This window comes from Paenibacillus sp. 102, from assembly GCF_039549175.1.
Taxonomy (GTDB): domain Bacteria; phylum Bacillota; class Bacilli; order Bacillales; family Bacillaceae_G; genus Bacillus_A.
Genome location: NZ_JBCGHT010000009.1, coordinates 43,254 through 62,824, shown reverse-complemented (window position 1 = coordinate 62,824; position 19,571 = coordinate 43,254). Strand labels below are relative to the sequence as shown.

Genomic DNA, 19,571 nt, shown 5'->3' with positions numbered 1-19,571 from the left:
AACGAACTCATCTAGCGTATTCATAAAAGAACAAAAAGGTATGACGCTATAATGTCATACCTTTTTGTTCTTGTTTTCATTCAGTAACCGGACATATTCCTCTTTTGTATTTACATTCACAAACAATTCTTTCGCTACATTCAATTCAACTTCCATCACATATTTTACGTTACACTGCGATAAAAGTTGTCCCATACTTCGTTTTTCTTCATGTAACAATGCGCATATTTTTTCTTTTACACGATCATGATAGGCCGCTAATAGTGGCTGTTTTTTTCCATCAATCACTGGAACGATTGCCTCATATTCATCACTGATTTGCCCTATTAATGCTGTAATCCACTCATTTGAAAGATTCGGTGTATCACAAGGCGAAACGATATACCACTGCGCCTTTATTTGTTCCATTCCCGATACAATCCCCGCAAGTGGTCCCTCTCCTTTATAGGAAGGAATATCTTCTATAACAGGAACGTCTACTAAAGTAACAATTCTTTCTCTTATATCAGGATGACTAACGACAACTACATCTTGCACGGTAGTCTGCATGACCTGAACAATGTGTTCAATAAAAGTATGCCCTTGCCAGCTTGCTAAGGCTTTCGGCTCACCAAAGCGTCTTGACATACCACCTGCTAATATAATCCCTGCTATTTTTTTCATTGTCGATGCAGCTCAAATGTAATGTGTCCAAGCTCTGGTAAAATCAATTTATTCATTGCAAGGCGAACTGCTCCGCTAGAACCCGGCATCGAAAAGACAACTTTTCTTCCAATTGTTCCGCCAATTGCTCTACTTAACATTGCAGCACTTCCGATATCTTCTAAATAACTAATCATCCGAAATAATTCACCAAATCCAACAATTTCTTTATCTAATAATGCCGAAACTGCCTCAATCGTAACATCACGCTTCGTAATACCCGTTCCTCCATTTGTTAATACAACATCAACATCTTCTTGGTGATATCCACTTAATACAGCCTGTCTAATACTTTCTTTATCGTCTTTTACAATTTCATAAGCAGTTACCGTGTGTCCTGCTTCTACTAATAATTCTTTTAACAACTTACCGCTCTTATCTGTCTCTTCTGTACGTGTATCAGACACCGTAATAATTTTACAGCGCACTTTTTTTGGCGCTTGTTTTTTATGTTCTATTACGCTCATTTTTATTCGCTCCTTCTTATGAACTACTCATCATTTTATCATATCGTATCGAAACTTTATGAAATATGAAATACATCACATGTCTACAATTATGTATCAAATGAACAAAACATCATGATACAATATAAGTATATATAACCATAAAAAGGTATTTATCCATAATTCGAATTGTATTTAACAATATAAAACAACTTGCACCAAGTCCCATTTTCCATTCATCTAAGCCGCTATCAAATTATTTCCTATGGATGAGATATCGTTATTGTAAAATTCTCTATCCAAATGCCCGGCAGTTCTGACCGCACATCCTTAACAAGTACAGCAACCCCTCTCGTAATCGCCTATTTAATTGGATTTTGAATCACGTGGAACAATCTAATGCAAACTAAACAAATTTTCATAATTAGGGGGCTTATTCATGGAACTATATCAAAAACTTACAACGGTATTTATCCTTCTGTTTGTCGCTTCCATCAGTGCTGGGATGGCGTTAAAGGATGCTGTTCCTTATTCAGCAATCGGTGGATGGGGATTTGCGACAATCTTTCTATTATGTAGTGCATTTTGTGCCGGGAAAGCACGTCAAAAGAAAGGATGATGAACATTGGGGTGGATATTTTAAACCTTTAACACCAACTCAATTATTTATATTGGTTAGCTTCCTAAATTTGATTCCACAATTATGTGCCGTGAAATTAGCTCATATATACTCAAAGAAAATGACTAATCAATAAAAAAAGCTTTGCGCCTTCGCGCAAAGCTTTTTCTTCCTATATTATAGACCAGCTTGCTCTTTTAAAGCTGCTGCTTTGTCTGTACGTTCCCATGAAAGGTCTACATCAGTACGTCCGAAGTGTCCGTAAGCTGCTGTTTGTTGGTAAATTGGGCGACGTAAGTCTAACATTTTGATAATGCCAGCTGGGCGAAGATCGAAGTTGCTACGAACTAGTTCTACTAGTACTTCTTCAGATACTTTACCAGTGCCGAATGTATCAACTGAAATTGATACTGGTTGTGCTACGCCAATTGCGTATGCAAGTTGTACTTCTGCTTTGTCAGCAAGGCCAGCTGCTACGATGTTTTTCGCAACATAACGAGCTGCGTATGCTGCAGAACGGTCAACTTTTGTAGCATCCTTACCAGAGAATGCACCGCCGCCGTGACGAGCGTATCCACCGTAAGTATCAACGATGATTTTACGTCCTGTTAAACCAGCATCTCCTTGTGGTCCACCGATTACGAAACGACCAGTTGGGTTAATGAAGAATTTCGTTTCTTCATCCATTAATTCTGCTGGTACTACAGCTTTGATTACGTGCTCTTTTAAGTCGCTATCGATTTGTTCCCATGTAACTTCTGGATGATGCTGTGTAGAAATTACAATTGTATCGATACGTACTGGTTTACCATTTTCATCATACTCAACTGTAACTTGCGTTTTACCGTCTGGACGTAAGTATTCTAATGTTTCATCTTTACGAACTTCAGTTAAACGACGAGCTAATTTGTGAGCAAGTGAGATTGGAAGTGGCATTAATTCTTTTGTTTCATTACATGCGAAACCAAACATTAAACCTTGGTCTCCTGCACCAATTGCCTCAATCTCAGCGTCAGTCATTTGACCTTCACGTGCTTCTAACGCTTGGTCAACCCCCATAGCGATGTCAGCAGATTGCTCATCGATAGATGTTAAAACTGCACAAGTTTCTGCATCGAATCCGTATTTTGCACGAGTATAACCGATTCCTTGGATTGTTTCACGAACGATCTTTGGAATATCTACATAAGTAGAAGTCGTAATTTCTCCCGCTACTAATACTAAACCAGTTGTTACTGTTGTTTCACAAGCTACACGTGCATTTGCGTCTTTTGCTAAGATCGCATCTAAAATTGAATCAGAAATTTGGTCACAAATTTTATCTGGATGTCCTTCAGTTACAGACTCAGATGTGAACAGATGACGTTGTTTTGTCATGTGGTAAACCTCCCTACAGTAATTGTATATATTGTACGGAACTCATCCTTAATTTGCCACAAACTGCGACATTCATTTATTCTCCCACACAAGTATAAAGAAAAACCTTTCCTATTATAGAGGAAAGGTTTAATTTGCTACTTGCATACTGCTTTTTGCCCTTCGCTCTTATCGTTCGAGACCGTTCGCCTCGCACAGGTTTTAGCACCTATTCACTTGTTTATTACCGTTACAAGTGAGGTTGCCGGGCTTCATCGGGCCTGTCCCTCCGCCAGCTCGGGATAAGAGAGTATCCGTCCCAACCTATACTAAAGAAATGATATTCATTTGTCAATTAATATTCACATTTTCCTACAAGTTTTTCGCGTTTCTTGTCGAACGAAATATTAATAGGAAAATAATACATTCACACAAACAAAAACAAATAAATAGTATACATTATTTATATGATTGTGTTATACTCTTGGTGGGGATTACGAGAAATATTTCATTAAAATGAAAAGGATGGTATATAAATATGAGTACTGTGAATGTCCAAATTGGATTACACGAATTACTGAACGGAAGCAATGCACAGGTTCAACTAAGCGTTCCACAATTAGTAGAAAAAGTACTAATGAGAAATGAAGGGAAATTAACTTCTACTGGTGCCGTCTCTGCTTCTACAGGAAAATATACAGGACGTTCTCCTAAAGATAAATTTATTGTGAAAGAAGTTTCGGTTGCAGATAAGATTGCTTGGGGACCCGTAAATCAACCGATTTCTGAAGAACATTTTAATAAATTATATACAAAAGTATTAGAATACTTAAAGGAAAAAGAAGAATTATTCGTATTCAAAGGATTCGCTGGTGCTGATCGTAACTATCGTCTTCCTTTACAAGTTGTTAACGAATATGCATGGCACAATTTATTTGTACATCAATTATTTATTCGTCCAACTGAAGAAGAATTAGCAACTCATGAATCTGAATTTACAATTGTCTCTGCACCAAGCTTTAAGGCAGATCCAGCGATCGACGGCACAAATTCTGAAGCATTCATCATGGTTTCATTTGAAAAACGCATCGTATTAATTGGTGGTACTGAATACGCTGGAGAAATGAAAAAATCAATTTTCTCTATTATGAACTTCTTACTTCCAGAACAAGATATTTTATCTATGCACTGCTCTGCAAACGTAGGTGAAGAAGGCGATGTTGCTTTATTCTTCGGTTTATCTGGAACAGGTAAAACAACACTATCTGCTGACCCACACCGTAAATTAATCGGTGATGATGAGCACGGTTGGTCTGATAACGGCGTGTTCAATATTGAAGGCGGTTGCTACGCGAAATGTATTAACCTGTCTCATGAAAAAGAGCCACAAATTTTTGATGCAATTACATTTGGATCAGTGCTTGAGAACGTTGTAATTGATAATCAAACACGTATTGCAGATTATAATGATACTACATTAACAGAAAATACACGTGCTGCATACCCACTTCACGCGATTGATAATATCGTAGTACCAAGTGTCGCAGGACATCCAAATACAATTATTTTCTTAACTGCTGATGCATCTGGGGTATTACCTCCAATCAGTAAATTAAATAAAGAGCAAGCTATGTACCATTTCTTAAGCGGTTACACTAGTAAACTAGCTGGAACTGAGCGCGGCGTAACATCTCCGCAAGCGACATTCTCAACTTGCTTCGGTTCTCCATTCTTACCACTTGATGCATCTCGCTATGCTGAAATGCTTGGTGAAAAGATCGAGAAACATGATGCGAAAGTATTCTTAGTAAACACTGGCTGGACTGGCGGCGAATACGGCGTTGGAAAGCGTATGAACTTAGGTTACACTCGTGCAATGGTACAATCAGCATTAAACGGCGAGCTTGATAACGCTGAAACAGCGAAACATGACATCTTTGGTCTTGAAGTACCACTTCATGTACCAGGTGTACCTGATGAAGTATTAATGCCTGAACAAACATGGGCTGATCAAGCTGCTTACAAAGCAAAAGCAATCGAACTTGCAGATAAATTCAAAGAAAACTTCAAGAAATTCGAGAACATTTCTGAAGATATTATCAAATTAGGCGGTCCAATCGCTTAATTTAAACCTTTACTGTCTGAATGACCTTTACTCATATGAATAAGCATGTTGTAACCTAAAAGGATCGCGTACTCACCGACAAAACCCATGCGGCTTTGCTGGTTACACATACTTACAATAAAAAAGGCTTACGATTTTTTCGTAAGCCTTTTTCTATATACGTCGCTACTATAAAGAACAAACAGGGACCTCCACTCGCATCCTCCTCTTGTTTTCACATGGCATGAGGCAAAAATAGGCACTGACCGCTTCTATCCATGAGCGGATCCTCTCTTCCCACCTAAAAAAGGGGTTTGCATTTATTTCTTCGCATCTTTCATGCTGTAATACCCTAAATTAATAACAATTAAGAAATAACCGCCCATAATCCCAACAGCAAACGCCCACATAACCATATGGTGTTCAATCTCATACATAATAATTGCGCCTAGTATCGCTGCTGCGAATCGATTAATCATACCAAGTGTTGGTGCTTTACTCTTTTTTACAATACTATCTCCAAGCTTTTCAATGCGTCTTCCTAAAATCCAGACACAATACATACTAACGAGTAAACCAATTCCTACACCTAAAAAGTGAGCTGAAAAAGGTGTCATCGCCCATCCTAACAGCATCGCGCCTAGCAAATAATACATTTGAATTTTAAATGACCTTAGTGACATACTAATCATGCAGTTCTCCTTTACCATCATCATCTTATTTACATATCATCAGACTTTATCTGTTACATTCAAAAGAAAAACAACATAATCACTACACTTATGTTGTTAAAATATTTTTCGAAAATAATATTATACAAGATTTCTAGTTTGAAGGCAGACGGAATTTATGACTTTTTTTCAAACATTTTTCATAGATTTACAAAAAAAGGATATCAATCTATAAACATATGGATATGATGTATATATATCCACTTTAATTTTCCAATATATAAACCATGGCATTGGAAACAAAAAGAGACCTCCATTTGTTTTATCCGTTTGTTTTCACTCGGCATGGAGCGAAATAAGGATCTGACCGCTTCTATCCATGAGCGAATCCTCTCTCATCTAAAAAAGAAAATTTTCTTTCGATTTGAATTTCAACATACAACTTGTTGCCACGACAACAAACAGAAACATCTTCTCGTTCCCTCTTTCTGTTCTCACATGACATGGGGCGAAAAAGGTCACTGACCGCTTCTATTCATAAGCGGATTCTCTCTCCCATCTAAAAAGAAAGCTTTTAATATATTTTAAAGGAGGCCTCCCATGATTTATTTTTTAATGGCTCTCATCCACCTCATTATCCCTGCACTTATAGGACTCTCGTTATATTGGTACACAAAGAAACATAGTATTTTCTATGCTGTCCTCGGTGTCCTTCTTCCTGGTATTATTCTCATTGCACTGTTTCGCATACCTTTTCTCAACTTACTTCCACTTATTACTGCTATTTTGTTCCTTATATTTCTGCCCAAAATAAAAAAATAGGAAAGCAGATCATAACTGATCTGTTTTCCTATTTTGATATATGTTCTGGCGCAATTGACTGCGTTTCAAGCTTTTCAGATTTCACAAACCATAAACCGAGAAAAATAATCCCTCCGCCGATTATTTGTTGCAGCGAAATATATTCCTTCGCCCATACCGCCGCAAATACAACTGCAACAAATGGCGTAATATACATATACACCATTGTATGAGAGGCCCCAATTTTTTGAACTCCAATATACCACATAACTAAGCCAAATACTGTGACGAAGAAAATAGAATATAATAGCGCAAACCATGTCATTCCTTGTTCAATTTGAAACGGCAATGAAAAAATATGCCATCCGCTCAGTATAGCGAGTGGAATCGCTCCAACAACTGCTGACCATGCAGTCACGCGAAGTGCTGAATATTTTTTAATCAGTGGTCCTGCTAAAACTGGATACAGCCCCCAGCATATCGAGGTAATGAGTCCAATTCCATTTCCATAAAAGGAACCAGCAAGTGAATGCCCAGCTAATAAAACAAGAGCAGCACCAATGCAAGCTATCATAGAACCGACTAACTTTCGCTGAGAAAACTTCTCTTGTTTCAAAAAAACTGCAAACATCGTTGTAAAAATAGGTGAAATAGAAATGAGTAAGGAAGCGTTCGTAGCGGATGTATATTTGATGGTTTCCATAAATAATGTTTGATACAGCACGATTCCCACCACACTAACTACAATGAGCCTCGGTATATCCCTTAATTCCATATGCAATGACTTTTCAATATAAAATGTAAGTAATAATAATAGCGGTGCTGCGGTGATCATACGGAGCGCAGTAAACTCAATTGCTGTAAATTCCTCAAGTCCGTATTTTCCAATTGTATAATTGACACCCAAAATCATAACAACACTTAAAAGTAATAATTCAATTCCCCATCTTCTCATCCGTATCCCCTCCGCACTGAAGATTATACAGAAAATTCAATCACATGTACATTTCATTAAATGAAAAATTTCATAAGAAAAAGGAGCACACAATTTGCTCCCTCCGAATGAATTATACTCGAATATGAAGTTTCATATTTGGATTATAAAATTGACTTGGACTTTTCAGTTGAAAATGTCCTCCTGATTCATGCAGATCAACGGTCAACTTATCATCCATAAAAACAAGTTTTGTGCGATCCGCAATAAACTGCAATTGATTGGATTCAATGTCTACATCACGTTCATCTTTCTCTGATACAGCTACTAAATCAATAATGCCACTCATCACGCAGCCGCATCCTTCATTATCATAAAATAATTTTATAAACTTCGCTTCACTTGGAATCGTATCCATAATTTTTTTATATGCTGCATCTGTTACAGTAACGTACATTCAATAGTCCTCCTACCTCTATACATAATTCTTATATTGTACCATTCTTTTTATGAATTCTATTCATTTGTTGTATACAGAAAATTAAGACTACTATACAATAAATGTGATAAAAGAGGGTTTATCATGCCAACTTTAAAAGAAATACAAATTGCACCATATTCTTTATTCCAAATTGAAGAATATAGAAAAGACGGTGGGATTAAATGCACATTCGAATACTTTTTGTCATTGTCTTAACTATTTTCTGCTTTCTATTAAGCTCATGTAACACTTCCCCTGAAGACGAATTAAAGAAAACAGTGTGGGATCAATTATCTGAACATACGAAAGACGAACTAAGTGATAGCTGGAAAAATGCTACAATTACAACTGAAACATTGCAAGACGGAATATCTTCTGTCAAAGATTCCTCTTATATCGGAAAAGAAGTCTATCGTGTTTCATTTCCATCTGATCATTCTTACACACTTGGAAATGTAGATGCTTTTGTTGATATGAAAACAAAGAAAGTAATTGGATTTGGTCTGCGAGATTAATTATAAAAAGGATTCACTAGGAATCCTTTTTGGTTTCATATACATATAACATCTTAACGCTGAATCATTTTCAGATTACCCTTTTTACACGTAACTTTCTTTCTTCTCTCTTGTTAAACATCCACCATAAGGGAATATATATTAAAGCAAATATGATAAATCCAATCAATGTTTTAAGACTGAAAAAGCCCGAATCTGGTATTTCATATACATAAACAAGCACACTTAATACAATATTTTTTACTATCAAAGAAAAGAGCATTATAAAAAATATAGGCCATATTCCTTTTGAACACATCTATCTCACCTCTTACAAAACACAAATTATGTCAATATAGTTATTTATATACATACTATAATATTTGTATTGTTTTTCACAATAAGTTTTTTGAAAATAGTAATTTTATATAATAAGACGATTATACCTCATAACAAAAGGAGAATTTTCCATTGCAAAGATTGTCCATTCTTTTTTTATCGTATCATTGCTTTTCTTCGATTGTAGCAAAGATAATTCAAGCTTACATAACTTCGACAAAACAAATCTATCTAAACAATTAAAAACAGCCACTTTCCAACCAAAATTACCGACTAACCTTCCTTTCAAAACAAAAGAATCTCAAGCTGAAATATTAGAAAATCAAAGTAATATCGTTCATGTTTTCTTTACTGGAGAAAATGGAGAAAAAATGAACCTTCAAATCATTAAAGGAGAAGTGAATAATACAGATGATTTACAACGTGCTGATGGGTGTTATCCTTATTGAAGCTTCTTCTTGGTATAACGGTGCAAGCTACAGTTTTTTAGCTATAGGAATCTCCTTTCTCACTGCATCGTTTCTTGTATGGCGCTTTATCAAAAATAATTCTTAACAAAAAAGAGAGGGTTCCTCCCCCTCTCTTCCCCATTCATCAGCGAATCGGCAACATAATCTCAACTGTAGTCCCTACACCAACTTCACTCTCAAATTGTATTTTCCCTTGATGCTCTTCAATAATCTTATATGTAACCACTAATCCTAAGCCAGTTCCATCATCTTTCGTTGTATAAAAGGCTTCGTTCAGTTTTGGAATTTTTTCTTTCGGTATGCCACAGCCTTCATCCTTGATTCGAACAATCATCACATCTTTTACAGCTACTTGAATTGTAATCGTTCCACCCGAATGCATCGATTCAATCGCATTTTTTATTATATTTAAAAACACTTGTTTTAAACGTTTTTCATTACATATTATACTTGGTAACTCACCTTTATAAATGGTATGTATTTTAATTCCTCGTTCCGAAGCAGGCTGTCCCATAATTCTTACCACGTACGAAAGAATGTCTTTTATATTATGATTCCCGCATTCCATTGGCTTAGAATTTCCAAGCTCCACAAGTTCGGTGGCAATTGTATCAATTCTTTCGATTTCTTGCTCCATAATATCGCAATATATTTTATCCTCAGGATACTTTTCTTGTTGTTTGCTAACAAAGCTTTTTAATAGCATGAGTGGATTACGCATTTTAAACCCGATAACCGTCGCCATTCTTCCAATTACAGTCATCTTCTCTGACCTTTGCAATTCCTTATGCATCATTTCAATTGTGCGTATATAAGATTGGAATCTCAATAAAATTATCCATCCTATAATGGAAAATAAACTACAAAGAACAATGGGAATAAGAACAATAAAAGAATTCACAACCAATCCCATTAACGCATACTTTACGATTGTCCCTCCCGTTACTAACCAAAAATAGCGTTTATTCACAAAGAATGGTGCAAAAAGGAAGAAAAATCCTTCCACTATATTTCCTCCGTCAAACTCTAAATCTGTTCCGTAGTAAATGATAAAATTATGAATGAAATCTAATACATTGTATCCTATGAAAATAATATATTTCACAGCATATGGATTCTTCCGCTTCGCCACATATATTCCCACAAACACTAATAGAATCATGAGAATATACAACCACACCCCTAGACCTCTTTCTACAATTGGATTCCCATCCAATCCCCCTTCTAGCATAGGCCTAATATAATAAAACGCAATCTCATAAATAAAAAAAGTCGCAAAGAATAAACTTAAAAACAGCTTTAATGTTCGAATCTCTTCCCTAGTTAATCTATAAACACTGTTCATGTAGTAACTCCTCTATTCACAATAGATATACTTCACCCATCTTGCCTTCTATATCAATTCATTTTGATTTTCCAGCATATAAATTGTGGCTATGAAAACAAAATTTCTCCCTTTGTTTTCGCTTGGCATGGGGCTAAAACAAGCACTGACCGTTTCTATGCATGGTCGGATTCTCTCTCCCACCTAAAAAGAAAGGCTTTATGTCGTTTTTTTGTTCTTATACAGGTAAAATAATATCTACTTTTGTTCCTACATTTCTTCTACTCGTAATATGTATTTCTCCATTATGTTCTTCGATAATTTTACAAGCCACAGTAAGACCTAAACCTATACCACCTTTCTTTGTTGTATAGAAAGCCTCTGTTATACGCTGTAAATTCTCCTCCTGCACGCCGCATCCATTATCTATAATACTTACGATTACACCATATTCATTTCTTTTATTTATATGTATCTGAAGTGTTCCACCATGTTCCATCGCTTCAATCGCGTTTTTTAGTATGTATAAAAATACTCCTTTTAATTTGCGATTATCACAATCTATTTTCATTTGATCAGATGCAACATCATAACTAAGATGCAGCTGTTTTCTTTTTATTTCTGCACTCATTTCTTTTATCGCATTTGATACCATTTCTTCTATGAAATGACTACTGTAGGTAGATGGCTTACACGTTGCAAGTATCATCAGTTCACTTACCATATTGTTTATATGCTCAATTTCATCAATCATCTGTTCATACACTTTATCATCTGCATACTTCTCTTTCTGTAATTGTGTAAATCCCTTTAATGATGAAAGTGGGTTTTTAATTTCATGTCCAACAGATGCTGCCATTTTCCCAATAACCGCAAGTTTTTCAGAATCTCGCTTTTCTAGCATTACATTGTTTACAGCAGAAAGATACTGTAAAAATCGATTCAATAGGAGATACGTTACAAATAATAAAAGACTATACATAATTAACGGCATAAACGCCTCTTTTTCTCCTAAAAGCAAAAACACACTATATTTCCCCATAATAATTAAAAACAGCCACAGCAAATATCGTTTATTCATAAAAATTGGCACAAATAAAATAAAAACAAACTCAAGTATATTCCCATCATCGAACGCTACTTTATTGTGAATCGCATACCAATACAAATTAAAAATTTCTAAACACATATAAGTAATTAAATATATATATTTCACACGGTACGCTTGCTTCCTTTTCATCAGATATATACTGCATGCGATTAAGCAGGCTCCATACAAAAGCTTTGGAACTTGATCATCTACTCTGATAAATGGTACAGAATCTCTTAGCATCATAGAATGTACGATTTCATATATAATCCACACAATATTCAATATCCATAAAAAAAGGTAGGCATTTTTCTTTTCTTCTTGAAATGAAATAAAGTTTTCTTTCACTTTAACACTTCCTCAAAAGCTATATACTTTCTCTATCTGATTACTAACACACATTATTATAATAAACAACAACAGTGATTAGATAGCAAATTATCGAATTATGTAGAAAAATTTAACATCATTTATAGATTTGTGATGCTTTTTTTCTTTTATTTGTCACAAGCAACCCGCTTAACTCTTTACTTCGTAATCATAAAAAATATGAAAAATAATACTTATAATATGAGAGATGCTCTATACATTCAAGAAACACCTAGTTTAATAATTGGATAAAACCCTACAATTTTTGCTAATAAATTTATTAAAAACATGACACAACAACGATTTTTGGACTGATTATATTTGGAATAAATTATAGGAAACTTTGGATTCATATAGTAGTTAAGGGGAGGCTAAACAATGTTTATTACAGTCGAAAAAGATGTACATATTTTTGTACAGGATATTAACCCTGGCCCTGGCAGTAAACCTATTTTTTTCGTTCACGGTTGGCCGTTAAATCATCAAATGTATCAATATCAATTTAACATATTGCCTCAACATGGGTTTCGCTGCATCGCTATGGATATCCGTGGAAATGGGCAATCTGATAAACCATGGCACGGTTATTCCTACGATCGTTTAGCTGATGATATTGCGATTGTGTTAGACGCCCTTCAAATAGAAAACGCTACTTTAGTTGGTTTTTCTGTTGGTGGTGCTCTTTCCATCCGGTATATGTCTCGGTATAATGGACGTCATATTTCAAAATTAGCATTGATAGATGCTGTTTCCCCCTCTTTTGTGAAAAATCAAGAGTCCCCTTACGGTGTTTCTAAGGAACAAGCTGATGCCCTTATTAATCAAATGTATATGAATCTCCCTAAATTTCTTAGCGATGTATCCTTAATGTTTTTTAATCGAAATCTAGGTTCCGCTACGTTAGAATGGTTTTCCTACCTCGGACTGCAATCTGCTTCCTATGCTCTTATTAAAATACTACAAGCAGCCGCAAACGAAGATGTAACAAAAGATTTAAGTCAAATAAATGTTCCAACAATGATATTCCACGGAGTTCATGATCAACTCATTCCTTTCAAAAGCGCTGAGCTTACGCAGCAGCGAATTAGAGGATCTAAGTTATATCCACTTACTAACAGTGGTCACGGATCACCAATTGATCAAGCAGATGATCTTAATAAGGCACTTTTACAGTTCTTAAACACATAATAAAAAAAGAATTCGCCTCTTAAGCGAATTCTTTTTCTCTTTTATTTATCACAAGCAATCCCATCTCCATCACGGTCTAACTTAGAAGAATAGGCTGGGTGCCCTTTTGGAATGTTCGAGAATCCAGCGGCTTTCGCCTCTTTACAATTCTGAAATTGGCGAGTTTCTTGTGGTAAATTTTCATTCGGTTGTTGCTGTACATGTTGCTTTTGTTCTGCTTTCGGCTGCGGTTGTGCTGGTTGTTCTTGCTTCGGCTCTGCTTTCGGCTGTGGCGCTGGTTGTTCTTGCTTCGACGCTGGCTTTGGTGCAGATGCTGGAGCAGTCTGCTTCGATGCTTTCGCCTTATCAAATCCACTATCCGTTGCGTAGTTTTCCACACTCCAAATTCCTTTTTTAGCAGCTTGTGCTTTTTGTTGTGCTTCTCGTAAGTAATCAACATACTTTGTATTCGGTGCATATACATACGCAACGCGCGCTAGCCCTTGATCCATAAGCATACGATTTAACATTTGTCCATCTACCCATACGTAAGCTAGCAGACGACCATATTTTTCACGCTCACTTACATCTAACTCAAGTTGAATTTGCTGTCCTACACTTGCATGTTTTTTCGTAAATGCGCTTGCTTCAGGTCCGAATGGTTGCACACCTAAACGTGGATGTTTTGTCTCAGGTGTATCAACAAGGAGAAAACGTACTGTTTCTTCTTTTCCATTTTCCAACTTTACTTTTAATGTATCTCCATCTATATTTTTAACAACCGTTGCATTCACAACGCGATTTTGATTCATTTTACTTTTTTCATCTACAACTTGTTGTGCTTGATTCTCTACTAAAGATGCGTGCTGTACTTTATTTTCAGTCGCATTTGGTGTATAGTTTTCACGCTCTTCAACAGTCACTTCTTCATATGTACTACTTTCTTGCTGCTTCTTTAATTCTTCCGCTTCTCTTGCTTCTTCCGCTTTCTTAGCCTCTTCCGCCTTTTTCACATCTTCTTTTTGCTCAATTTTTTCTGTTGCTTTTGCTTGATGATCTGCACCATTGCATGCGGTTAAACTAATTGCACACACACTGCTAAGCAAAAGTAAAAATATCTTTTTCGTCATTCAAAATCCTCCCTATATATCTGCTAAACATAACGAACTTATCCAGAATAGCAAATATACAGGTATGACAATGTCGTATTTTGTCGGATTACTGCTAAATTTCACTAGATTGCCATTTTTATTAAATATACGTTACGTGAATGGATTTTTACCTAATCCTCCATAATAAACCATATGAAACACAACAAGGAAAAAGGTGAATGTATGGACTCTTTTCATAAACGGCTACGAGGGAAACAATCTTTTTCTACGCAGGAACAAGCTGACAATGTATTAAACAACATAATTTCTTCTTCTATTTCCATAAATCTAAATCATTTGTCCCAACTATTTGACGGAATTCCAGAGCTGATTACACGAACTTTTCCATTAAAGAATGGACAAGGAGCTGCACTCCTGTATATGGAAGGATTAGTAGATAAAACTGTCATTAATATAGATATTCTTCGCCCCCTCTTATTTCAGGAATGGAATGAGAAAGATTTTTGGAAGTCTTCTGTTTCCATTGGGCAGATCAACAAGGTTCAGAAATGGTCAGAAATTGAACAGGCTCTTCTACATGGTAAAAGCATTTTACTTATCGATGGTCAGGTAACAGCATTGGAACTCGAAACACAAGGGGGACCAAAGAGAAATATTCAGGAGCCATCGACAGAAGCCTCATTGAAAAGCTCACACCAAGGTTTTACGGAAATAGCTGGCGAAAACATTGCCCTCATTCGTCGTTATATCCCAAATCGTGAGTTAAAGGTCAAAAATTTCAATGTTGGAGAACGAGCAAGCGCCAAGGTTTCTATGCTTTATCTAGCAGATGTTGCAAATGAAGATGCCCTTAAAGAGATGGAATGCCGTATCCAATCTATCAAAATTGATACAATTCTTAGTACTGGTACGTTAGAAGGTCTTATTGAGGATAACTCATACACCCCATTTCCGCAGTTTTCTATAACTGAACGTCCAGATACAACTGCACATCAGCTGCTGCAAGGTCGAATTGCTATTGTTGTAGACCGCTCACCAGGTGTATTAATTGGGCCCATGACTTTTCCAGCCTTTTTTCAAACCATAGATGATTACAGTGCAAGATCAGCTATCGCTTCATTTATACGGTTGCTTCGTCTTACGGCATTATTTATTGCGATTTTTGCCCCTGCTCTTTATATCGCTATGATTTCCTTTCATTATGAAGTTATTCCGCTCAAATTGCTGTTAACGATTGGAGAATCACGTGCCAAAATTCCTTTTCCCCCTATATTGGAAGCATTATTAATGGAGTTGGTGCTTGAAATGCTCCGCGAAGCAGCCATTCGGCTTCCTGGTCCCATCGGACAAACGATAGGCGTTGTAGGGGGGATTGTGATTGGGCAGGCGGCAGTTCAGGCTGGGATTGTAAGTAATGTTATGGTGATTGTCGTAGCTATCACCGCCATTGCATCTTTCATTATTCCCAATTTGGAAATGTCATCAGGAATTCGGCTCCTTCGTTTTCCTATGATGATTATCGCCTCTATGTTTGGCATAATTGGGATTATGGTCGGGATGACAGTAATCATTATTCATTTACTTTCTTTAGAATCACTCGGTGTTCCTTATGGCAGTCCCATTTCACCATTGCATATTTCTGATTTGAAAGATACATTTATTCGTTTACCACAGCGGCTGCTGAAGAAACGACCGTTATCTCTCCGACCTAAACAAGGAAACAAGCAAGGAAACATGAAAGAAGAGGGGGATCATAAGTGAATAAATGTGTAAAGCGGGAAATCTCTCTACTACAGTACATTTTAACGATTAGCGGTGTTCAAGTTGGATTCGGGGTACTGACGCTTCCAAGGGAAGTAGCACAAGGGGCAAGCACAGACGGGTGGATTTCAATTATTATCGGATGGGCACTCACTACGTTGGTAAGTCTATGTATTGTGCAAATCATGGCAAAGCATCCTGGAGATACTTTATTTGATATGCTGACTCGTTATTTAGGGAAATGGGTAGGAAAAGCAGGGATGGTTCTCTGGATTCTATATTCTCTGCTCGCAGCTGTTTCCTTGGTTTTTTCTCTCTTATTGGTGGTTCATATTTGGATTTTGCCTAGAACCCCAGGTTATTTAATCATGCTTTTATTAGCTATTCCAATGTATATGTTAACTCACGGAGGAGTGCGGATCATAAGTCGCTATGCAGTCTTTCATTTCTTCTTTACGCTTTGGATGCCACTCTTATTATTTATTCCGCTGAAAGATAGCCATTGGGTCTATCTTCTCCCCCTTTTAAAGGAAGGATGGCTGCCAATTTTTAATACTGTGAAATCAACCATAATCGCTTTTCTCGGATTTGAATTTGCATTTGTCCTCTATCCTTATCTGAATAATAAACAATCTGCAGGAAAAGGCATTTTCATCGCCAATGTAATTACGTTGTTCATTTATCTTCAAATCACTCTCGTTTGTTTCGTTTATTTTAGCCCGGATGGGATAACAGAATTTTTATGGCCAACACTTTCTCTTGTTACACCATTTCACTTTTCATTTCTCGAACGGTTTGAAATTATTTTTTTGTCGTTCTATCTCTTTGTTATCTTTGATTCTTGTATTCCCTACATTTTTACTGCTACGGATGGAATAAATCAATTATTTAATAAGAAAGGGGGACCGTTGCCTATTTGGATCTTACTATCCGCATATGTTTTAATTTTTTTCTTCTACACACCTTCCTCTTACCAAATAGATGCGTTAAGGGAATTATGGGGAAAAACTAGTTATTTCTTTGTTTTTATATTTCCTGTTGTCTTTCTCTTATACATAACAGTTTGTCAGCGCTGGCAAAGGAGGAGAAGTAAATGATACAGTTCATTAAGTTCATCTTGACCTGCTTTCTGTTAATCCTTCTAACAGGCTGCATGGACCGGCTTGACCTGGAAAAACAATCTATATCATTAATTTACGGGTTTGATACGGACAAAAAAGGAAAATTGACAGTTTACAATTTAACCCCTAATTTTAATGAAGATGTTGAGAAAAAGTATGAAGTATATCAATCGCGAGCGAATACGCCAAGGGAAGCGAAAGAAATGTTTAATAGCTCAAGTAATGGTTTAGTTTCTACTGAAAAATTACAACTCGTCTTATTCAGCCAAAACTTTTTAGAAAAGGAAGGAGCTATGCCATACCTTGATGTATGGTATCGTGATCCAAAAAACACAGGAAATATGCGTCTTGTTGCTGTGAAAGGACCCGTTTCTTCCATTATATATAATGACTTTAAAGATAGGCCGCCACTTCCTGAATATTTAACTGATTTGATTAATACAAACAAACTATATAATCGTACAGTTTTTACTACTTTTCATGAATTCCATCGACAAACTTTTAATAAGGGAATAACACCTGCAATCTCCGAGATAGAAAAAGGAAAGAGGGAACTCATAGTCACTGGTTCTGCGCTTTTAACTCGCCGAGGAATCTATAAGATGTCTTTAAATCGCCCTGAAAGCGCACTGCTTCTTATGCTGCAAAAGGAGGCAATCCCACCTGTTTCCCTTACAATACATATGCCCTCTGTGCCAGTTGCAATCCAAGGTTCTCTTCGGAATACAAAAGGAAAGGACTTTGTAACGATAAATGTCCTTGATATAAACCGAGATATTTCAACTCGCTATAATGGAAATCATTTTGTTTTTGATATGAAGATGAAGCTCAAGGCTTCCATCGCAGAGCGTACATTTGATATAGACATGAAAAAAGATGAGGAGAAATTAACTGCACTTATTACGAAAAAGCTAGAGAAAGATTTCAATGACTTAATCCATAAGGTTCAAAGACAGAAGCTTGATCCATTCGGGTTTGGCGATTATGCACGTGCCTTTCAATATAAACAATGGAAAGAAATTGAAAATGAATGGCCAAATACGTTCTCAGAAGCAATTGTTAAAGTAACCCCCACTCTAAGAATTCTAGAAAATGGAATTATTGAATGAAAGATGTTACAAAAACGCAAGGTTTCACTTCATAGCATACAGGCGCATACACTTATCCAATTGAACGACCCCCACCTACCTCTACACGAGCTTGAGGTGGGTGGTTCTCCTGTTTTGGTCATAGTCCGGGGATATTCGCAAATGCATGATCCTTAACAAAAGAAAAAACATCAACTTCTTTTCTTTTCGCAGAAATTCCTTTCAATTTCACTCGTATCAAATTTAAAAACAATAGCTATTCCTAAAAATAAAGAAAATAAATTTAAAAACCAATCTTTATTGTTGTTTCTTGTGCCTAGACATTTAAATATTTCCTGAAATTGAATTCTTTCATCCGCAGCAACAATCGGAACTGCACCAAAATATTTTAAAACCAAATCAAATTTAAGGTGAACCGCTAATACTAACATATCGTTTAAAATTTCAGTGTAATCTCTAATATCTTTTTTGTTATAAAGGCTTATGAGATTTCTGTGTATTTTGGAAACAAGTAATTCTGTATCAACCTCTGTTACCTTTATCATCTCTATCATTTTTTTTATGTCCATAACAGCTCCTCCTTAATTTTTGTATGTTGTTATAAATTTATAATGTTATATATAATTAAATACCTTACCTTTATATGCGTGTTTAATTATTACACTCTCTCTATTAAAGGCTATGGTTTCACCATAGCCTTATCATTTCCATTCTAAAATATAAGTCCATCGTTATTCAAAATCATAGATAATCATTACCCATGAATAGGTTTATCAAATACATAAATAGTCATTGCTGTATCAGTTTCTATATCAATATCTGTAAAGATATTCACAACTTTTGCTTCTGTTATCTCCTCAATTTTTTTCAAAACCACAGGATTCTTGTAAATCTGTTTTACTAACTTAGTTCGTGCTTCATGAACGACTCGTTGCCCTTCTATTGAACCCATCATAAAATGTTCCACATTCGTCAGATTGCCTTTCATCTCACTAATGACCCAAGGGCCTACAAAACGAGTCGTAATTTCTTTTGGGCCATTTCCAATATATTCTTTGCGTATTTCACGAAGTAACATATTGAATTGATGTTCCACATTTTTTTTCATTTCATTTCTCCTAT

General features: G+C 36.1%; 19 protein-coding genes and 1 riboswitch. Of the genes, 8 read left to right on the top strand and 11 right to left on the bottom strand.

Annotated features, from left to right (window positions below; translation table 11 throughout):
• Positions 1 to 54: 54 nt before the first annotated feature.
• Both AAIE21_RS18655 and AAIE21_RS18650 read right to left on the bottom strand, forming a co-directional pair.
• Positions 55 to 663 carry a molybdenum cofactor guanylyltransferase gene (locus AAIE21_RS18655; protein WP_343268150.1) on the bottom strand — a complete coding sequence of 203 codons (609 nt, stop codon included), beginning with the start codon at positions 661 to 663 and terminating at the stop codon, positions 55 to 57.
• Complete coding sequence (locus AAIE21_RS18650) at positions 660 to 1,169, bottom strand: MogA/MoaB family molybdenum cofactor biosynthesis protein (RefSeq protein ID WP_343268149.1); 510 nt, start codon at positions 1,167 to 1,169, stop codon at positions 660 to 662. Before AAIE21_RS18650 ends, AAIE21_RS18655 begins: the two co-directional genes overlap by 4 nt.
• 418 nt (positions 1,170 to 1,587) lie before the next feature.
• On the opposite strand from AAIE21_RS18650, the gene AAIE21_RS18645 reads away from it, so the two are divergent.
• Positions 1,588 to 1,767: a hypothetical protein gene (locus AAIE21_RS18645; protein WP_343268148.1), complete on the top strand. Its 180-nt coding sequence runs from the start codon at positions 1,588 to 1,590 to the stop codon at positions 1,765 to 1,767.
• 177 nt (positions 1,768 to 1,944) lie between these two features.
• Here the strand turns inward: AAIE21_RS18645 and metK are convergent, their stop codons facing one another.
• Entirely contained in the window at positions 1,945 to 3,144 is a 1,200-nt protein-coding gene (gene metK, locus AAIE21_RS18640; protein WP_343268147.1) for a methionine adenosyltransferase, read from the bottom strand.
• A 165-nt stretch (positions 3,145 to 3,309) separates the two neighbouring features.
• A riboswitch (SAM riboswitch) is annotated at positions 3,310 to 3,432 on the bottom strand.
• Positions 3,433 to 3,661: 229 nt separating this feature from the next.
• Here metK and pckA point away from each other — a divergent pair.
• Positions 3,662 to 5,248 (top strand): phosphoenolpyruvate carboxykinase (ATP), encoded by a 1,587-nt coding sequence (gene pckA, locus AAIE21_RS18635; RefSeq protein ID WP_343268146.1) that lies wholly within the window; start codon positions 3,662 to 3,664, stop codon positions 5,246 to 5,248.
• Between the two features lie 299 nt (positions 5,249 to 5,547).
• On the opposite strand, the gene AAIE21_RS18630 is transcribed toward pckA, so the two are convergent.
• Positions 5,548 to 5,919 (bottom strand): ATP synthase subunit I, encoded by a 372-nt coding sequence (locus AAIE21_RS18630; protein ID WP_017153754.1) that lies wholly within the window; start codon positions 5,917 to 5,919, stop codon positions 5,548 to 5,550.
• A 579-nt stretch (positions 5,920 to 6,498) separates the two neighbouring features.
• On the opposite strand from AAIE21_RS18630, the gene AAIE21_RS18625 reads away from it, so the two are divergent.
• The gene (locus AAIE21_RS18625) at positions 6,499 to 6,720 is read left to right on the top strand and encodes a hypothetical protein (protein WP_174100125.1); all 222 of its coding nucleotides are present in this window, start codon (positions 6,499 to 6,501) and stop codon (positions 6,718 to 6,720) included.
• Between the two features lie 28 nt (positions 6,721 to 6,748).
• Here AAIE21_RS18625 and AAIE21_RS18620 read toward each other — a convergent pair whose 3' ends face one another.
• Together AAIE21_RS18620 and AAIE21_RS18615 are read right to left on the bottom strand one after the other, a co-directional pair.
• A complete protein-coding gene (locus tag AAIE21_RS18620; protein WP_343268145.1) occupies positions 6,749 to 7,654 on the bottom strand; it encodes a DMT family transporter in 906 nt (301 codons plus the stop codon).
• 112 nt (positions 7,655 to 7,766) lie between these two features.
• On the bottom strand, positions 7,767 to 8,090 hold the full coding sequence (locus AAIE21_RS18615) for an iron-sulfur cluster biosynthesis family protein (RefSeq protein WP_343268144.1): 324 nt from the start codon (positions 8,088 to 8,090) through the stop codon (positions 7,767 to 7,769).
• 206 nt (positions 8,091 to 8,296) lie between these two features.
• Between AAIE21_RS18615 and AAIE21_RS18610 the strand changes: the two genes are divergently transcribed.
• Positions 8,297 to 8,629, top strand: a complete 333-nt coding sequence (locus AAIE21_RS18610; protein ID WP_343268143.1) for a hypothetical protein — start codon at positions 8,297 to 8,299, stop codon at positions 8,627 to 8,629.
• A 912-nt stretch (positions 8,630 to 9,541) separates the two neighbouring features.
• Here AAIE21_RS18610 and AAIE21_RS18605 read toward each other — a convergent pair.
• Entirely contained in the window at positions 9,542 to 10,762 is a 1,221-nt protein-coding gene (locus AAIE21_RS18605; RefSeq protein WP_343268142.1) for an ATP-binding protein, read from the bottom strand.
• A gap of 217 nt (positions 10,763 to 10,979) precedes the next feature.
• Positions 10,980 to 12,179, bottom strand: a complete 1,200-nt coding sequence (locus tag AAIE21_RS18600) for an ATP-binding protein (RefSeq protein WP_343268141.1) — start codon at positions 12,177 to 12,179, stop codon at positions 10,980 to 10,982.
• 399 nt (positions 12,180 to 12,578) lie between these two features.
• On the opposite strand from AAIE21_RS18600, the gene AAIE21_RS18595 reads away from it, so the two are divergent.
• Positions 12,579 to 13,388 (top strand): alpha/beta fold hydrolase, encoded by an 810-nt coding sequence (locus AAIE21_RS18595; protein WP_343268140.1) that lies wholly within the window; start codon positions 12,579 to 12,581, stop codon positions 13,386 to 13,388.
• 41 nt (positions 13,389 to 13,429) lie between these two features.
• On the opposite strand, the gene AAIE21_RS18590 is transcribed toward AAIE21_RS18595, so the two are convergent.
• Positions 13,430 to 14,497, bottom strand: a complete 1,068-nt coding sequence (locus AAIE21_RS18590) for a thermonuclease family protein (RefSeq protein WP_343268139.1) — start codon at positions 14,495 to 14,497, stop codon at positions 13,430 to 13,432.
• 204 nt (positions 14,498 to 14,701) lie between these two features.
• Between AAIE21_RS18590 and AAIE21_RS18585 the strand changes: the two genes are divergently transcribed.
• The 3 genes from AAIE21_RS18585 to AAIE21_RS18575 are packed head-to-tail and all read left to right on the top strand — an operon-like array spanning position 14,702 to position 18,470.
• On the top strand, positions 14,702 to 16,240 hold the full coding sequence (locus tag AAIE21_RS18585) for a spore germination protein (RefSeq protein WP_343268138.1): 1,539 nt from the start codon (positions 14,702 to 14,704) through the stop codon (positions 16,238 to 16,240).
• Complete coding sequence (locus AAIE21_RS18580; protein WP_343268137.1) at positions 16,237 to 17,337, top strand: endospore germination permease; 1,101 nt, start codon at positions 16,237 to 16,239, stop codon at positions 17,335 to 17,337. Before AAIE21_RS18585 ends, AAIE21_RS18580 begins: the two co-directional genes overlap by 4 nt.
• Entirely contained in the window at positions 17,334 to 18,470 is a 1,137-nt protein-coding gene (locus tag AAIE21_RS18575) for a Ger(x)C family spore germination protein (protein WP_343268136.1), read from the top strand. Before AAIE21_RS18580 ends, AAIE21_RS18575 begins: the two co-directional genes overlap by 4 nt.
• Before the next feature lie 170 nt (positions 18,471 to 18,640).
• On the opposite strand, the gene AAIE21_RS18570 is transcribed toward AAIE21_RS18575, so the two are convergent.
• Positions 18,641 to 19,018 (bottom strand): nucleoside triphosphate pyrophosphohydrolase family protein, encoded by a 378-nt coding sequence (locus tag AAIE21_RS18570; protein ID WP_343268135.1) that lies wholly within the window; start codon positions 19,016 to 19,018, stop codon positions 18,641 to 18,643.
• 185 nt (positions 19,019 to 19,203) lie between these two features.
• Complete coding sequence (locus AAIE21_RS18565) at positions 19,204 to 19,557, bottom strand: Na-translocating system protein MpsC family protein (RefSeq protein WP_343268134.1); 354 nt, start codon at positions 19,555 to 19,557, stop codon at positions 19,204 to 19,206.
• Between the last annotated feature and the right edge of the window lie 14 nt (positions 19,558 to 19,571).

Excerpts from the sequence above, each read along its gene's own strand:
- AAIE21_RS18630 (WP_017153754.1), bottom strand. The coding sequence starts at position 5,919 with ATGATTAGTATGTCACTAAGGTCATTTAAAATTCAAATGTATTATTTG.
- AAIE21_RS18620 (WP_343268145.1), bottom strand. The coding sequence starts at position 7,654 with ATGAGAAGATGGGGAATTGAATTATTACTTTTAAGTGTTGTTATGATT.
- AAIE21_RS18655 (WP_343268150.1), bottom strand. The coding sequence starts at position 663 with ATGAAAAAAATAGCAGGGATTATATTAGCAGGTGGTATGTCAAGACGC.
- AAIE21_RS18610 (WP_343268143.1), top strand. The coding sequence starts at position 8,297 with ATGCACATTCGAATACTTTTTGTCATTGTCTTAACTATTTTCTGCTTT.
- AAIE21_RS18645 (WP_343268148.1), top strand. The coding sequence starts at position 1,588 with ATGGAACTATATCAAAAACTTACAACGGTATTTATCCTTCTGTTTGTC.
- AAIE21_RS18615 (WP_343268144.1), bottom strand. The coding sequence starts at position 8,090 with ATGTACGTTACTGTAACAGATGCAGCATATAAAAAAATTATGGATACG.
- metK (WP_343268147.1), bottom strand. The coding sequence starts at position 3,144 with ATGACAAAACAACGTCATCTGTTCACATCTGAGTCTGTAACTGAAGGA.
- AAIE21_RS18570 (WP_343268135.1), bottom strand. The coding sequence starts at position 19,018 with ATGGACATAAAAAAAATGATAGAGATGATAAAGGTAACAGAGGTTGAT.
- AAIE21_RS18585 (WP_343268138.1), top strand. The coding sequence starts at position 14,702 with ATGGACTCTTTTCATAAACGGCTACGAGGGAAACAATCTTTTTCTACG.
- AAIE21_RS18625 (WP_174100125.1), top strand. The coding sequence starts at position 6,499 with ATGATTTATTTTTTAATGGCTCTCATCCACCTCATTATCCCTGCACTT.
- AAIE21_RS18590 (WP_343268139.1), bottom strand. The coding sequence starts at position 14,497 with ATGACGAAAAAGATATTTTTACTTTTGCTTAGCAGTGTGTGTGCAATT.
- AAIE21_RS18595 (WP_343268140.1), top strand. The coding sequence starts at position 12,579 with ATGTTTATTACAGTCGAAAAAGATGTACATATTTTTGTACAGGATATT.
- pckA (WP_343268146.1), top strand. The coding sequence starts at position 3,662 with ATGAGTACTGTGAATGTCCAAATTGGATTACACGAATTACTGAACGGA.
- AAIE21_RS18565 (WP_343268134.1), bottom strand. The coding sequence starts at position 19,557 with ATGAAAAAAAATGTGGAACATCAATTCAATATGTTACTTCGTGAAATA.
- AAIE21_RS18605 (WP_343268142.1), bottom strand. The coding sequence starts at position 10,762 with ATGAACAGTGTTTATAGATTAACTAGGGAAGAGATTCGAACATTAAAG.
- AAIE21_RS18650 (WP_343268149.1), bottom strand. The coding sequence starts at position 1,169 with ATGAGCGTAATAGAACATAAAAAACAAGCGCCAAAAAAAGTGCGCTGT.
- AAIE21_RS18575 (WP_343268136.1), top strand. The coding sequence starts at position 17,334 with ATGATACAGTTCATTAAGTTCATCTTGACCTGCTTTCTGTTAATCCTT.